Below are 14,832 nucleotides of genomic sequence, written 5' to 3' on the forward strand. Positions count from 1 at the left end.
GACTGGTGCGCCGCAATTTTTCAATGCGCTTATGCGAAGGTGTGCGACAATTTAGCTTCCGTATGTCGCCGAATGAGAAGTTTGCCGCGCTATGGTCTCGCTATTGGGTGTCATCAAGGCCCGGCAGCTTCCCGGTCCTGAAGAAATGCAAGACACCCGATGCGGCTGCTACCGCCAGAATGAGCAGGATGAAGCCCATCCAAGGGACAACCAGATAGGCAATTACTGTTATCCAGAACCAACAGAAAAGCTCTGCTACTGCGGTACGTACAGGCGGAGCTATCGCAACAACCAACAATCCTGAGAGACCAATGAGAACGGCTATGCGCCTCTTACGGGCCAACAGCCGTTGCGCTTCGGGGTCGTCGAGTTCCCACCCTTCCTCTTGCGGATGAGGATCTCCAATGATGCTGCCAGCACCTTCATCTGGTTTGGTGGGTTGTTCTCCCATACGTCCTTCCGCGTTTTGATTGACGGCAGGTACTCACCTTAGAAACACAGGCGTGCCAGCCTTCCGGATTTTTGTTAGCCGTATCCAGTTGCGTCGGCCGCGTTCGATCTGCCAGAACCACCATCCGTTTGTTGGGCGTTTAACGGCTGCAGACGCTGCAAGCGACAATGACTTATAGGTAATCCCTCTGAAGCGCACGGTACCGTTTGGGCGCACGGTTGCTCGAAAGACCCTTTCCTTAAGCGTCCCTCGCAGGCGCGCGCCCTGCGGAAGCAGCTTAACAAGGTCGCTTTCGGCTCCAGTTTTTTGAGCGATCTTCATCGCTCGCATTGGGGTGAAGAGCGACGATACTTCGCTTCGTTGTTTGCGACGGATGGCTCGGGCAAGTTGTCTGCGCATATCTTTGGATTGTGCAAGCTTGCCGCGCTGTTTTGCCCCGGGAGGGTTCGCGATGCGCAACAATAAAGCTTCAATTTCGCGGAGATGTTGGTCCTTGATCGTGAGGTAAATGGAAAATCTATCCCACGAATTTCCATGTCGGTTTTTTACGTGTGCCTTAAGCCGGCTGCGTAAGGCTGTCGCAAGACCGACGTAGTACAACTTTCCCTTTTTATAGAGAGCGTAAATTCCCGCGTTGCGGCCGATGAACTCTCGAACCAGTTCCGGATGTTGCTCCAACAAATCTCGCGAGACGTTCTCTAGATGCTGATGTACCAGCGGCTCGCGCTTGCGGTGGCGAGCGGTCCGAACCTTGGAATTTGGTGCCACTGCATTCCCCCATACCCTTCGCTGTGGATTGTGACATGACCAAACGGCAAGAGCAAAATCCAAGCAAAAAGGGTAGGAACAAACTGTGTGGATTAAAGAAGCGTGGTGTGCAGGTGCCTGCACAGCGGTGTCTTTCCCTAGACTGTGATACGCTGTCTTACGGCACCCGCCTATTTGGCGAGGCGTATATTGCTGTCACGCCATTTGCCCCTAGTTGCGTGTGCGCGCGCGTTCCTATAGATGCCCGTGCGCGACCGATTTAGGACGGAAGTCCTAAGTTTTCGCTTGTGTAGTACGGTGTATTACAATGGTGGACGTATCGTTGCGAACTCGCCCATTGGACCCGCTAGGGGACAATGGGCGAAGAGCGACGATACGCGCTGGCCTGAACTGAAAAATTCGGAATGCACCAAGTAAGATCGCCATGACGGCGATGTTGCCATTGCCGCTATGGCGGTCCGCTCGCCTTCGGCTCGCGACGGCAGGCTACACCCCTGCTAAAGCAGACAGGTACATGCTTGCACCAAGCTTTAGCCTAGGAACGTACGTTTTCGGAAGGCCGCAATTGCATTCGCAGGCACCGGGCTGCATACGGGGACCGCGATGCACAGTTTGTTGAATTTGACTTGCAGCTTTTCTGCGCCGTTGCCGCATTATTTTTGAGGACGTTTTCGGCGAGCCGCGTTCGCGCTTGGAAGCCCAAGCTTTCCGTGCAGGTATTTGCACAATCTGGTCGCCACCAAAACCAGCATTTCAAGACGGAAATCTCGCGATTTTGGATTGGGGGCTGTTAGGGTGCCCGACAGATCGGAAATCGAATAGAATGTTTGCAGAACGCCTCCACAGGCGTTTCGTCAACCTTCTAGCAGCAGTAGTTTGCAACATTGTGATAGTTACCAATGGTATGGAGGAACATAGGTGAGCAATGCTAGCGAGCCACCGAAAGTAGGTCGGGGAGTGTCCTTGCCTGGGCAGCCGACAGAGGAGGCTGCTGCAGAAGTCGCAAGCGAGGCTGGCAAATCCTTGCTTCGCGGCATCGCAAAATTGGGCGACGCTTACGTAGCAAAATGGACGGCAGCAAAAGAGGCTCAAGCCGAGGCCGCGCGGCTCGCCATCGAAACTGCTTCCCGAATTGAAGCTGATGCAATGCTCGTGAAGGCCCGTCGAGATCAAGAGATGGCGGAGCTTGAGCATCAAGCCGTGCTGGAGCGTAGGCTTCAACGTCTTCGCGGCGAGTTGGCACGCGAACAACAGAATTTGGAAGCGGTTGAGCGTCGAGCTTTGGAGTTCACCGAAGCCGATCCTGCAAACGGAAGCGCCCGCGATATAGACGAAGACTGGCTGTTTAGGTTTGCGGATTTTGCCCAGAAGGTTTCCGACCGTGACGTTCAGAACCTTTGGGCGCGCGCCCTATCATCAGCAGCTATCGATGGCTTGCCGAGGCTGTCCGCTGCCGCCCTCCAAACTCTCGGCCTGTTCGATGGTTACATTGCCGAGGACTTCAAGAAATTCGTTACCGTGATTGTCCGAGTTGGTTTCATGCCCCATCCGCCCAGCGGTCACCCGCTGCCGCAGCCGCTAGACATTGCGGCGCTGACGGATTTGGGACTAATCAAAGAACTCGTGACCGAGGGACCACTTGCTCTAGCCGATTTTTCGTTTCAGCCGCAAGGAACGGCAACCTTAGGCACAAGCTTACGCTGGCCTACCTGGTCTTGACGAAGCGCGGCAGCGACATCGCGAATGCTGTTTTCCGCACTGTGGAAGAATTGCCGCTTGATGATGATGTCGAGCAAGGTTACTTGCGGAACATTTTACAGCAGGTCATGCAGCGTCCACGCCCGACGATTGTTCCAAAGCTCGCGGATGGCACTGAAGTCGCGATACGATTGACGAACCGAGCTCCCGATGCAGACGTTACTGAAAAGGCCTCGTGGAAAAGGACGCGTGCGGCTCCGCTGCTCAGCAATAGACTAAGAGCATTGCTTGAATGGGCGGAGGAGAAATACGATGTTCAGATTTGTGACGAAATCTAATGCGTGCGACGAAGCTCTGGGAGATTACCATCGGGCTGTCCCCGGTTGCGGGCTGACAATGATCCCTTGTAGGCAGTAGATGCGGTTTGGGGCGCCTCGCTGAAACGCATTGCTGCCTACGCTTGGTCGGAAGCGCGGTTTGATTGTCATCGAAATGAAATCGCTGACCAGAGAAACTGAATTAAGAAATAGTAGGCGGTGAGGATGAGAACGATCTTGAGCCAAAAAGCGATCCAGATCGGGCGCTCCCACCATTCGTTGTGGAAAATCTCCTTGTCCTCGGCAAGTTTTAGTTTTTCCTTACCCCGGTAGAATGATCGCCAGAGTACCGAGGCAACGCAATATTGCAGCATATCAACGGCGAGCGATGCGGCTATGAGCAAGCCCGGAAAGACAAGCTCGCGAGGGACGGTTAGTCCGGACATCGGCTCCTTCTTGAAGAGCCATATGATTGCGATCCCGGCGAAGGCAAGCTGACGGTTCATATCGCTTGCCTTGCCAGAGAACGTGTAGAATGTTTCTCGGTAGTCCTGAAGCTTCACTTTCTTACTTGCGCCTTGGCCCGGTGCCCCCAGTGTGTTTTTTTCGAGCTTTCTTCGCAGTCTTCTTTACTGCTGACTTTGCCTTTTTGGCCTTCTTGGCCTTTTTGGCCATAATCGCCCCCAAAACATTACAACAACACGTTGCAATACCATTTCTCATCCGGCATGGGAAGTTAGCCGGTGTGAACCGATGTGCGTGCAGGTGCCTGCACTTCTCGCAATGCTGCTGTATGTGATACCCCCTCTTTCTGCACGTTTGATCGACCGACAAAACCAGCGTTTCAAGACGGAAATTTCGCGATTTTGAACGAGGGCTGTTGGGGTACCTGACTTGCCAGAAATCGAATAACAGTGTCTTGGAGGGCCTGTAGGAGGGGTCTGGGGGACTGTCCAGAACAGACCTGCCGAAGTAGCGAGAAACGCCCGTTCCTTCTCTGTTAACATTTAGCCGCCGCCTCTCGCGCTGCTGCGCGATCTTGTTTAACTTCCTTCAGTTGTATCAGCCGGAGTATATAAACCGATGTTCCAATTGGTTGATCCTGAAATTGGATTTACTTCGAGTGTCATCCGCGACCCGAGGCGGTTCGTAGGGCGCGCCGACCTAATTCAAAGCTGCATGAATGCCCTTAACGCTCGCGAAGGTCTCATCGCGGTGTACGGAAAGCGCGGCGTTGGCAAGTCATCATTGCTTCGGCAAGTCCAGCAGATGGCGAATGGCAACTATGACATCGCCCAAAAGGCCGGACTTGGCCACCTAATCCCTAAGCAGCCGCGCCGGTACTATACGGTCTACTACGCTTGCGACAGCAACATCGGCAACACTGATGACTTGGTCCGGCGACTTTGCAATGACGCCGATCCAGAAGATGGTTTGCTTCGCTTAGTCCCCGACAAGGGAAAGCAATTGACCGAATTCTCCCGTTCGGAGGAAGCGTCAACTGGCATGGACCTTAAGCTCGTCCAGTGGGGCGCAAAAGGATCGGACGCTCAGAAGTACGGGAGCGTCGTACCCAACGATCTTGTCCAGTCGTTTCGTAATTTCGTGACTGGCGCGCTCGATGCCAATAATCGCGTTTGGTCTAAACGCGATGCGCTACTCCTGCTTTTGGATGAGTTTGACGTTATTCGCAATAAAGATGGTCTCGGCTCGCTCATCAAATCGCTCACGTCGCCTACAGTGAAGTTTGGTGCGTGCGGCATCGGGCAGGATTTAGGGGCCTTGATCAGCGACCACAAATCCGTGGCTCGACTGATTGAGCAAGGGGCCATTTACGTGAAGCCAATGAGCCCCGCCGAAACGCGCAAGATTTTCTCCACGGCTGAGGCGCTGTTCAAGGGCAAAATTAGGTTCGACAAGAAGGTTGTGGACCAAATCGTCGATCTCAGTGAGGGATTTCCGTATTTCGCGCAACTAATTGGCAAATCGTCGGTTCAGTACGGGAATGAGATCGGGACCAACGATATCGACGCCAACATTTTTGGTGAGGTCTTGGACAAGATTAGGACAGGTAGGTCGTTTCCAAATCTTGAGGACCAGTATCAACTCGCAGTTGGCAACAGTAAGGAACGTGCAATGTTGCTTGTATTGCTCGCGGAGCAACAGAGCGAGGCCACGCTATACAATGAAGACATCGGCAATGTCGTCCTACAGAAAACGCGGTCTACAGCGCAGGGTCTTGGGATCGAATATGTTGACCAACTCATGCCGCGTCTGGTGGAAGAGCGCTATGGACCTGCGCTCGCGAAGCATGGAGACCGTCGCGGCGTTTATGACTTTGCTGACCCGGTTTTTCGTGCATACGTGAAGCTTCGGAAGCTCGATTGAAAGATTGGCTTTGAACCGTCCGCCCCGAACCATTGTTTGTAGCAGACTGCCCGCCTTCGGACGAAGCAATGAGAAAGGCAAAAGGTCTGTTCGACGCGGTCAAGCCTGTGACGCTCGTAGATATTGAGAGTTCAAGTTTCGCGGATGCGTGGCATGTACCCGGGGTGGCCGCCGGACGTCGAGTATAGTGGCCCATTACGCGGGAGGCGCATGTCCTAAATATGGCTCGCTCTTACTAGGTGGCGATATGCAGAGCTGCGTTCGATAATCTTCTGTACGTCTGCGCGGCTGAGGCCTGTCGCCCGCAAGATGCTAATTTCTAGAAGCAATCTGACCTTCCAAGTGAGGTAGGTGAATTTCACCGTTGCCTTGTATGCTTCAATGCTTTGCTTCCTTTTGCCTTCGTAATGCGTCAAATAGTTCCTTATGTCCTTGATTAAGGCGATATCCCTCTTGGTGTCATGAAATAGCTTGCCGGCCAGATGGTCGTTATCGGCGAACATGTCTCGAAGTCGCGAGGCCAAAGAAATCTCGTTTATAAATGCGAGCTTGTCCACAAGGTCTGACCTCGTCTTCCATTTACTCGGTATTTGAGCCACGAGATTGCGTCTCAAGGCAGAAAATTGCGCCTTAGCCACGATTGTGCGTGCGGGCCGCGTTCGTCGGTGGAGCGCTTCGAGCGCCTGCACGTAAATTAAAAACTCAAACTCCCGAAATTTTGCGGGCTGGGACAGCAGTGCGATCCTGAGTGAAATTACTGGTTCAAGGTTCTCATATTTTGCAAACCAGCCCCGCACGAATTTGGCGTAAGACGCGGCTAGGTCTGGCCGAGTGAATAATGGGCGAATGGCGGCCAAATCGGTTTTGTTCCCAGACCAAGGCGTCACGACGGTAACACGGCCACCTGTAGACCGCTGAAAACTATAGACACGACAAATCGTTGAACATCTAAGAGCGAGAGACACTAGGCGGCAGGTTTTTGTAACCCATCTATCGATGCTCGAAATCGATTGGTGTTGATCGAATACGATACGAACTCCGTGCCGTTCGGCTAAATTAATTCCCGTTTGTAAGTTCCATTCGAAGTTGATGCCCGTGGAAAATTGAAGTGTCGCGTCTCCTACTTCAATAGACCTCGTCTTCTTACTTCGATACTTTACCGTCACTTGCTTTTCGGACGGTTGGTTTGCCTTCAATGCTCGAAGGCCGGTCCATCGTGCAATCTCCGGGGTTGTGAACATCAAGACCGAAGCTTCCGCCGTCTCTAGGTTGTCAATCAGTGCGCCAATGGCGACCGTGTTGACCTGGATACGAGCGTTTTTCTCGAGCAGTATGAATTCTCCGTTATCGACGAAGCAATCGAATAGGCTAATCGCCTCGCCTTCAGCTTCACCATGGATATTAAAGCGCTGATAAGCGTCGAGTGCCCTCAATTCACGAGGATCGCCCCCCAAAGTTAGGCGGGCCGATCCATTTTCATCGATTGCAAGCGAGCCCTCGTACTTTGAGGTTGAATTGTCGGTTTTCCAGAACAACCCCGAAATAGTAGTACCGAGCACTTCGTGCATTCCGCGATGCTCCCCTGTTGGATCGGTGCGAAGTGTGTAATTTATAATCCAGCGCGCGTATTCTGTAGAACAGCGGATAGTTTGGGCGAGCCATCTGAAACGCATTAGAGTTCAATGGGGGGGTGCATCCCCAAACTTCGAGCTAAGTCTTTGACCTTGCCGGCTTTCCTCAGTTCCCTAGGGAGCGCCATTTCTTCCTAACTGCCTGACATCGCTGGCACTATTCGGTGCAGCTTCTCCGTTTGCTACGTCTTCGTGCTACGGGAAGCAATGAATGCCGCGTGTCTCGCACCTAATCAGACGTAACGGAATCTACTGGCTCAAAATCGATCTGCCTGACGACATCGCAGGCCAGCCGTTGCCACCCTCGATTCCCGACAACATCAAGCGGCTCGAAAGCCCCGTTCGACGTGGCCACCTCAAGACCGCTGTGTGGTTGTCTTTGAGAACGACGGTGGAGCGAGAAGCCAAGCAACGTCTCGGTGTTCAAATCGCGCAACATGCAAGCGTGTTCGAGGTCGCGAGGGCCTTCTTGACCAACGGCGAACATGACTCCCCGGCCGCGACACAAGGGAGTTGGCTTGAACTTGGCTCGGTCGGTCTGCTTCATCCGGCATCGGCTCCGAGCCGGATCGTCAGCTCAGGGGCGGTAGCGACCGGGCAAGGATTGACGATAACCCAAGCGTTCGATTCTTGGTCGCGAGGTGGCAGCGCCAAGGGCACAAGGACACCGGCTCCGAATACGATCACCGAGGCTGACACTGCCCGCCGTAGGTTTGTTGAGCTGTTCGAAGACTTGCCCATACACCACATCAACAAGGGACATGGCCGTGAGTATCGGGAGGCGATCTGCCGAATACCCAAAGGTCTTCCCGCAGACATGAAGCAGCTTACGTTGCCGGACCTCCTACAACGCGATCTGAGCGGCTACGAACCGCGATCTGCAACGACCATCAACAAGTCGCTGACCCTGCTTGGCGCAGTGCTTGCCCGTGCTGAACAGGATGGCCATTTCGACGGGACAGGATGGCGCAATCCTTTTGACGTTGCATTCGACATCGATTCCGCCGATGAAGACTATTACGAGCCGTTCACCAAGCATGAGTTGAGATTGCTGGCGGCGAGCCCAATTTTCGCTGCCAGTGTGCGTCCGACGCGGGGGCGCGGCGAGACCGCAATGTGGGCACCGTTGGTAGCTCTGTTTCAAGGTGCCCGCCGAACCGAAGTAATCCAGCTATTGCTTCAAGACATCGCCAGAGACCCGGACACCGATCTGTGGACGTTCCGTTTCGACCGTGAAGGCGATAAGAGAATCAAGACCCTATCGTCAATCCGGCGTGTCCCGATCCATCCTGAACTGGTGCGCCTCGGCTTCCTGTCATTTGTGGAGGAGCGTCGCAGGGCAGTTGGCCCGCTGTCGAGCCTTTGGCCCGGATTTGAAGATAGAAGCAAGTTAGCAAGCCGCGCCAACAAATGGAGCGAGTGGTTCAACGGCTACTTGCACACCATGTCGTTGATGATCCCGTGAAGAAGTTTCATTCGTTCCGGGGCACGTTCAAGCGTTTCGGCCGCGCTGCCGGGGTTGACGAGGTCGTGATCAACCACCTTGTCGGTCATTCAAACAGCAGCGTTGGAGCACGGTACGGTCGGAAGCGCGATGCTGATGGAATTAGAGATACGGGTTATCCGCTTACTCGACTAGCTATTGAGATTGCTAAGGTGTCCTTCGACGGCCTTGATTTTGTCGATCACCGCTGAAGCGCGATTGACCGGAGTCCCTTTGCGAGGGTGCCTCCGGCAATCGTTTTGATTCTTAGAAATCAGTCGCCACCGAGGGCGTACGAATGAAGCAACCTACGCGCCCGCGTCCCGCGCCCGGCATGAAGTCCCAATGCCCTTGTTTGATCGCTTCCTTGACCGCAGGCTTCGCGAAGAAGCGCATCCTGTTGTGTTGCAGATCAACCCCAGTTGCTTCCTTTACCTCCGGCACTGTGATGATGTCAGCCTGTGTCCCGTACAGCAACGCGACGAGTGCCTCTGTCCCCCCGCGTTGAAGTCGCAGACCCGGCTCGTCCATGATCACGGTCGCGCCTGGAAACATTCGGTCTTTGTGGCGAATGAGCCGGTCAAATTCTCCAGTGACGTAGAGGCGCTGCGCACCGCAGACGCCATCTGCGTCAATTTTGCGGGCGTTTCCCCTCATGGCCATTTGCTTCAACCACCGGCATAGGTCACCCTCTTGCAAAGTAAGCAGAGGTCCGTCCTTCCGATTCCAGCATTGGTACGGTGCAAGAGAGCTCTCCGTCGCTTGTTGTTCTCGCCAACCTAATCCGGCCGCGACCATTGTCCTTCTTGGCTTGTGGAACTCGCCAAATAGGAACACGGCAGTTGCGTCTTTCCATCGGTTCGAGCCTATGCCCACTCCCCAATGAATAAAGCAGACCTGCCTGCCTTCGAGGTCGTAAGGTTGCGAGAAGTCGCAATTAGAGGGCAGATACTCATGATCGAGAAGAGCCTTGTGGGTCGTAATAAGGATCTGTTCGCCTGGTCGAGTATGCTGCTTTGCTGTATCCAGGATCCATTGGGCGTAAGGTCGCGCTTGATCGGCTCGTTTAGCAACATCACTGATCTTCAGCTTCTTGCGCTTACCAGCGATGATCAAAGGTTCTGGATCGATGTGAGTAATCGTAAGTTGACGAAAATCGACTTGAGGTACGACAACCGGGCTGCGATGCTTTGCTATTAGCGACAGGCCGTCAATATCCGCCGTTGCATCAAGGATGATTGTTCCGGGAGTGAGCGGCAAGTTCATGTCATAACCGACGAATCTTGCGCCATTGCCATAAGCATCGTAGCGGGCCAGGAAGGCGAACCCGTTTGCCAAGGCCCGAGCGAATCCGAAGACTTGCTTCATGCGCTCATCACGCGATTTTACATATTCGTTGGCTCTTGCGGATGCGAACCAAGCCAAGTCCGTGGCTTCGGTGTGGGGCAGAATATCGAACACGGATTTGCTTGATGCAGATCGCCAAATCGATTCAGCGTAGTCGTGTAGCTCGGTCAGACGAACCACAGGTTCGAAAAACGAGCCGTGCTCCTGTGCAAGCCCGTCTCGAACCGTCTTGATAGCGCCGCTGTCGGTATCGAAGATGCTGACACCTCAAGCCGCTCATCGATGAATGTGAGTTTTCGCGGTTCGCCTTTCGGGAGAGCGAGCCAGATGCGGTAGCACTCGGCTCCCATGGACCGGGCGTCGTCGTTGATGCGCTTTTTTCTACTTCGATCCTTGCACTTCACCGAGCAGTATTTCTTGCGCGTCTTGCCGCCGCCAAAAGCGTCCATAACGTCCCCGCAGATGATGCAGGCCGTCTTACCGCTCCTCAAAAGCTCAAGCCGCTCGGCTTCTGTAAACCCCTTGTCACCCACGGCTAACAGTCCCCACCCCGTGCATTGGGCTGCTTGAAGGTCTGAGGTCTTCCCTTCGCCGATCGGGTGCTGCTGCTGTACTTGGCCATGGCGGTGCTTTCGGGAGAATGATTCGAACAAATCGATGAGTGGCCACCGCGAGAGTCCGCGCCGCCTTGAGAGCAGCAGAACGAACGCATGACGGTTCCTTCGCTGGCCGCACCTTTTGCAGCCATACCGTGAAAAACGGACGAAGATTGCTACGACGTGGCACCGCCGCACGTGGGCGCCAAACGGTTTCTAATCGATTTGGACGCAGGCAAAAGTTAAAATTGCGTAATCAGTTACACTAGCGTAATAGTTGCGCAAGTGGAAGCGGCGGGAACCGGAGCTACGTCGCAGATTCCGCAGAGTCGATCTGTGACTGACCCTGGCGTGTCGTCCCTCTTGTTGGGCCAGTGCGACCCAGCGGCAGGACCTGGGATCGGTGGATTACGAGAAACCGAATGGCGATTAGTTTGGGCTGAGGGTTCCTCGCACTACGTCATCGATAAGCCCTGACGTAGTCCCGGTATCGGTTTCAGATAGTTGCACCTCGTATTTCCCGTTCCAAATGAAACAGCCAGCATGAAACGAAATGCCGCCCTTTTGGGTTCTGTAGTAGGCGACCACGCGAAGGCCCTTCAGGAGAGGATCTTGGTCCACCTGGGTCTGTTGAATAGCTTGTCGTGAGTCGACCAATCCACGGGCGGTGAGATAGTCATCTACAGCAGCTCTACACGACGTTTCGTTGGCGGGATGCGTCAATACGAACGAACTTATGACTCGATAGTTTTTCGACGGCGCAACACCAATCTTTTCTTCCCGATCGCCTTTCACCTCTTTGTATTCGCATTCCCAAGCTGAGCATTTTCCTGCTTGAAACCGAGTGCTCCCAATCGGAAGAAGGTCGCCAAGATTATAGCTCGGCAGAAGCCGCTCTTGATTTGCCGGATGAATACTTTTCTTACGGGCTCTTAGAATGAGTTCAATAGCGTCGGGTTCGAGCGTCACTTCCAACTCACGAGCCAAAATACTTAGTGCAGTCGCAGTGCTGGCGGTATGTCGTTTGGTAGTGGCTTCTAAGATCGTTGTGCGGCAAGCATGTACGATAGCTTTAGCGATCACATCCGCCTGACTAATGCCGTCGTCGAGTTCTGTTTGTTTTTGCGAAAAGCAGGCCCGGACCGCGCCGCCCAGCGCATGGGCGGAGTCACAACTTCCGAAATTGGCGGTCAGAATCAGAAGGAATGAAGCGAATTTTTTGCCCATAGCTGCCTCTTGATGCACCGAGGCAACTGAAATCAGCTCGCCGATGAGGTCTGGGTGCAGATGTCCATGGATGGTACGGCTGATTTTGCTAGGCTGGCGCTGCCATGAATTCCCGCCAGCCCTTCTCTCGAAGCCGGCAAGCGTCGCATTGGGCGCACCCGTATCCCCAGGGGTGCCGCCTTTCCCTGACCCCTTCATAACATGTGTGGGTCTCTTCTCGGATGAGTTCAAGCAACGTGCTGCTGCCAAGATCGCGAGACAACCTCCAGACGCCGGCTTTGTCGAGATCCATGAGGGGGCACTGTATGGACCATGAGAACCCAGTTGACTCGTTGAGCGCTTTTTCTATCGCGCTCATAGCCTGGCGCCGGCAATCCGGGTAGCCTGAATACTCGGTCTCACTGACTCCGCAAGCCAACACATCTATTCCGCGGCGGAAAGCCACGCTTGCGCTCAACGACATCATAATGAGGTTCCGACCGGGAATATATTTCTTCCTCGAAAGCATCTCGCTTCGAGATGCGTCAAACGTCGGTATGTTGCCCGCGATTTGACCCGCTAGATCCAACGCTACTATGTGATCCGGTCCCAGCCGACAAGCCATATCGGGAAATAGGTCGACGAGGCGAGACCGGAAAATGGCACGCTGCTTCATCTCTACGCTGTGTTTTTGGCCGTAATCAAACCCTATCGTTTCAACCCTATCGTAGTTATTGAGCGCCCAAGCTACGACGGTTGCGGAATCTTGTCCGCCCGAAAATAGAACAAGTGCGGCCGATGCACTCATTGCTGTTCCCAACGCCGTTGTCGAATCCAATCACAAGCGGAATCTACATCGCGAAAAATCTTACGAAGCGCACAATCGATCATGGGATTATCGCCGACAGGGAGCAGTGCCCGGACGTCCGTCTTCAAGCCGAGGCAAAGTTTGCCGCGACTGTAGGCATATCCAAGTTCAAAGCACGCTCCTTCGTCGATTACCCGGCCGTCCATAACAAGTAGAAGAATGTCGCATCGATCAATCGCGCGGATGTCGGTCGCAAAGATAGAGCTCTTAGCTTCTTGGACAGACATGCCGCTCGCGATGAGGTCAACGAGAAGAGCGCCGTCCTCTTGAGGCAGATAAACGTCGGCAAAACCCATCAAACTGTCGCGGAGCAGGACGTTCCACTGCCGCTCTTGAGGCGAAAAAAGCGGACCAGCAAGATAAACGTTGGGACGGTTAGAGATCAAAGTGCTCCGTCCCCGTCAATAATCTGTTCGAGGCGCTTTGCGAACGGAAACTCTTGGTAATCATCAAGCAGGATTTTCCTGGCTATCGCCTTGGCGACTTCCCCAGTAGTGAGGTGGCTTGTATCGAGCACTTGCCCATCTTGAATCTGGTAGATTTTCCTAAGAGCCTTATCCTGATTTTTAAGCGTCTCCAACTCGAAGCCGAATTTTCCGTCGGCCTCTTTCGAGGAGCTACGTTGCAACAGGCGCTCTTCGAGAGCGTCGGGCGACGCCCCTAGGAAAAATAGATGCCCATCCTCGAAAGGCTTTTTGTATTGTTCAATCCGGGTCTTTAGTTCAAGGGCCTTTCTCTTGATTTCGACCTTGTCCCCATTCTTCGAGAATGCGAATAAGTCAAGGAAAGCGCGATCCATGATGCGTATGCCCGAGTTGGGGCGCATCATATTTCTATTTTTCTCGATCAGCCTAGGGAAAAGGTAGTCATCGACAATCTTCTGTTCATCTGGGGTTAGACTCGTGTCGTCCTGATACATTTGTTTCGGGACGCGCCCGCTGAACTCTTCGAATGTTGTGAAGCAACGCAACGCATCGATCGTCGAACTCTTTCCCGAGGCGACGGATCCAACGATGTAATACTTTCTATGCATGGTGCTTTTCGCCCCCAGCGCGAGAAGCATCTCATCGAATTGGGCCGCCGACGAAGCGTTCAGGATATCAATGAATTCCTTATGTTGGGCTGTGGTCAAGAATATCGTGATCAGATTGTAAACGTGAAGATTCACTTCGAAGATGTCAGCTCGGACCTCCGGCGATCTAGGGCTGTCATCCAATTCGTGAAGTACAATAAAGTGATGGTTGGCGGGATTTCGTTTCGCGCTGGATCTGAGAATATTCTTTAGCGAGTTGTCGCTCAAAGAGAGGCCAAGCAAAATGAAGGTACGCACTGCGAACTGATTGATGACGTATTCTGCGTTGTGAGAATTTGGAGAAAGCATCACATCAGCAAATGCGTCCTCTGTTAGCACTACGTGCGCACTGCTGCGGCGGGGCTGGTCGCGAGGTAGACTGCCGTTGATATGGTATATGACCGGAGCGTGCTTCCGTGTTTCGACTTTTGGATGATAGATGATCTCGGGATTAGCAATGGGAGTGTCAGGCGCGGCAACTAGAATGTCCTCGACATGCGCAGTCACTGCTTGATCGACGATATCGTCGAAATTCAGGGTCACAGTGAAGCCCGATTTGCACACAAGACTGGCTAGGCCTTTTAGATAGATGTGCTCTTTAGCAATGTCTTCGAACGTTTTGTCGCCGACATCTCTGTACAGGCACTCCCGTATCTTCTGTTTCCACGCGGAATTAACGCGATATTCGTGAAATCGGTCGGCAGGGTTGTCCGCGGCCTTGGAGTGGTCCGCGTGGTGGTGCCGATAGAGGATTTCAGCAAGAAACGTCTCTGGGAAACGCTCCTTCTGGTGCTGCGATAAAATTTTTTCCGAGATTCCTGCTGCCTCCGCTAAACGGCTGACCAGCTTGCCCCATAATGGCACTTTTGCATCGAACGACACGCCGGCACCCAATATCAGACCTAAGCGCCTGTGTTCGGATGCTCGCTGCCAAAGATGCGTAAGCCAAAGCGGCAGCCTGGGCTCTTCTTGGATGGCGATAGCGAGGGGAGTTTCGGTAGGCATGT

The 14,832-nt window shown here is 53.7% G+C and carries 15 protein-coding genes; 5 read left to right on the top strand and 10 right to left on the bottom strand.

The genetic code is table 11. The features are described from left to right. Window positions 1-100: 100 nt before the first annotated feature. Together ACVWZ4_RS18650 and ACVWZ4_RS18655 are read right to left on the bottom strand one after the other, a co-directional pair. Window positions 101-451: a hypothetical protein gene (locus ACVWZ4_RS18650; RefSeq protein WP_456790294.1), complete on the bottom strand. Its 351-nt coding sequence runs from the start codon at window positions 449-451 to the stop codon at window positions 101-103. Window positions 452-484: 33 nt separating this feature from the next. Next, window positions 485-1,219 carry a hypothetical protein gene (locus ACVWZ4_RS18655; RefSeq protein WP_456790295.1) on the bottom strand — a complete coding sequence of 245 codons (735 nt, stop codon included), beginning with the start codon at window positions 1,217-1,219 and terminating at the stop codon, window positions 485-487. Between the two features lie 963 nt (window positions 1,220-2,182). Here ACVWZ4_RS18655 and ACVWZ4_RS18660 point away from each other — a divergent pair. Together ACVWZ4_RS18660 and ACVWZ4_RS18665 are read left to right on the top strand one after the other, a co-directional pair. Further along, on the top strand, window positions 2,183-2,938 hold the full coding sequence (locus ACVWZ4_RS18660) for a DUF2806 domain-containing protein (protein ID WP_456790296.1): 756 nt from the start codon (window positions 2,183-2,185) through the stop codon (window positions 2,936-2,938). Next, complete coding sequence (locus ACVWZ4_RS18665; RefSeq protein ID WP_456790297.1) at window positions 2,935-3,255, top strand: hypothetical protein; 321 nt, start codon at window positions 2,935-2,937, stop codon at window positions 3,253-3,255. The genes ACVWZ4_RS18660 and ACVWZ4_RS18665 overlap by 4 nt, the downstream gene beginning before the upstream one ends. A 146-nt stretch (window positions 3,256-3,401) precedes the next feature. Here the strand turns inward: ACVWZ4_RS18665 and ACVWZ4_RS18670 are convergent, their stop codons facing one another. Continuing rightward, on the bottom strand, window positions 3,402-3,797 hold the full coding sequence (locus ACVWZ4_RS18670) for a hypothetical protein (RefSeq protein ID WP_456790298.1): 396 nt from the start codon (window positions 3,795-3,797) through the stop codon (window positions 3,402-3,404). Between the two features lie 520 nt (window positions 3,798-4,317). On the opposite strand from ACVWZ4_RS18670, the gene ACVWZ4_RS18675 reads away from it, so the two are divergent. Then, the gene (locus ACVWZ4_RS18675) at window positions 4,318-5,622 is read left to right on the top strand and encodes an AAA family ATPase (protein ID WP_456790299.1); all 1,305 of its coding nucleotides are present in this window, start codon (window positions 4,318-4,320) and stop codon (window positions 5,620-5,622) included. 215 nt (window positions 5,623-5,837) lie between these two features. Here the strand turns inward: ACVWZ4_RS18675 and ACVWZ4_RS18680 are convergent, their stop codons facing one another. Continuing rightward, window positions 5,838-7,190, bottom strand: a complete 1,353-nt coding sequence (locus ACVWZ4_RS18680) for an ApeA N-terminal domain 1-containing protein (RefSeq protein WP_456790300.1) — start codon at window positions 7,188-7,190, stop codon at window positions 5,838-5,840. Window positions 7,191-7,464: 274 nt separating this feature from the next. Between ACVWZ4_RS18680 and ACVWZ4_RS18685 the strand changes: the two genes are divergently transcribed. Continuing rightward, entirely contained in the window at window positions 7,465-8,718 is a 1,254-nt protein-coding gene (locus ACVWZ4_RS18685; RefSeq protein ID WP_456737436.1) for a hypothetical protein, read from the top strand. Continuing rightward, window positions 8,715-8,948, top strand: coding sequence for a hypothetical protein (locus tag ACVWZ4_RS18690; protein WP_456699383.1), 234 nt, complete (start codon window positions 8,715-8,717; stop codon window positions 8,946-8,948). The genes ACVWZ4_RS18685 and ACVWZ4_RS18690 overlap by 4 nt, the downstream gene beginning before the upstream one ends. A gap of 55 nt (window positions 8,949-9,003) precedes the next feature. Here the strand turns inward: ACVWZ4_RS18690 and ACVWZ4_RS18695 are convergent, their stop codons facing one another. From ACVWZ4_RS18695 to ACVWZ4_RS18720, 6 genes are all read right to left on the bottom strand, one after another. Further along, on the bottom strand, window positions 9,004-10,197 hold the full coding sequence (locus ACVWZ4_RS18695; RefSeq protein ID WP_456699382.1) for a hypothetical protein: 1,194 nt from the start codon (window positions 10,195-10,197) through the stop codon (window positions 9,004-9,006). 53 nt (window positions 10,198-10,250) lie between these two features. Continuing rightward, complete coding sequence (locus tag ACVWZ4_RS18700; protein WP_456699381.1) at window positions 10,251-10,616, bottom strand: hypothetical protein; 366 nt, start codon at window positions 10,614-10,616, stop codon at window positions 10,251-10,253. A gap of 492 nt (window positions 10,617-11,108) precedes the next feature. After that, on the bottom strand, window positions 11,109-12,104 hold the full coding sequence (locus ACVWZ4_RS18705) for a hypothetical protein (RefSeq protein ID WP_456705357.1): 996 nt from the start codon (window positions 12,102-12,104) through the stop codon (window positions 11,109-11,111). Continuing rightward, window positions 11,995-12,693 carry a 7-cyano-7-deazaguanine synthase QueC gene (queC, locus tag ACVWZ4_RS18710; RefSeq protein ID WP_456699380.1) on the bottom strand — a complete coding sequence of 233 codons (699 nt, stop codon included), beginning with the start codon at window positions 12,691-12,693 and terminating at the stop codon, window positions 11,995-11,997. Before queC ends, ACVWZ4_RS18705 begins: the two co-directional genes overlap by 110 nt. Continuing rightward, the gene (locus ACVWZ4_RS18715) at window positions 12,690-13,139 is read right to left on the bottom strand and encodes a nucleoside 2-deoxyribosyltransferase (protein ID WP_456699379.1); all 450 of its coding nucleotides are present in this window, start codon (window positions 13,137-13,139) and stop codon (window positions 12,690-12,692) included. The genes queC and ACVWZ4_RS18715 overlap by 4 nt, the downstream gene beginning before the upstream one ends. Next, window positions 13,136-14,830, bottom strand: a complete 1,695-nt coding sequence (locus ACVWZ4_RS18720) for an SIR2 family protein (RefSeq protein ID WP_456699378.1) — start codon at window positions 14,828-14,830, stop codon at window positions 13,136-13,138. The genes ACVWZ4_RS18715 and ACVWZ4_RS18720 overlap by 4 nt, the downstream gene beginning before the upstream one ends. Window positions 14,831-14,832: the final 2 nt, after the last annotated feature.

This window comes from Bradyrhizobium sp. USDA 4472 (genome assembly GCF_054058595.1).

Excerpts from the sequence above, each read along its gene's own strand:
- ACVWZ4_RS18650 (WP_456790294.1), bottom strand. The coding sequence starts at position 451 with ATGGGAGAACAACCCACCAAACCAGATGAAGGTGCTGGCAGCATCATT.
- ACVWZ4_RS18675 (WP_456790299.1), top strand. The coding sequence starts at position 4,318 with ATGTTCCAATTGGTTGATCCTGAAATTGGATTTACTTCGAGTGTCATC.
- ACVWZ4_RS18680 (WP_456790300.1), bottom strand. The coding sequence starts at position 7,190 with ATGCACGAAGTGCTCGGTACTACTATTTCGGGGTTGTTCTGGAAAACC.
- ACVWZ4_RS18685 (WP_456737436.1), top strand. The coding sequence starts at position 7,465 with ATGCCGCGTGTCTCGCACCTAATCAGACGTAACGGAATCTACTGGCTC.
- ACVWZ4_RS18705 (WP_456705357.1), bottom strand. The coding sequence starts at position 12,104 with ATGAAGGGGTCAGGGAAAGGCGGCACCCCTGGGGATACGGGTGCGCCC.
- queC (WP_456699380.1), bottom strand. The coding sequence starts at position 12,693 with ATGAGTGCATCGGCCGCACTTGTTCTATTTTCGGGCGGACAAGATTCC.
- ACVWZ4_RS18720 (WP_456699378.1), bottom strand. The coding sequence starts at position 14,830 with ATGCCTACCGAAACTCCCCTCGCTATCGCCATCCAAGAAGAGCCCAGG.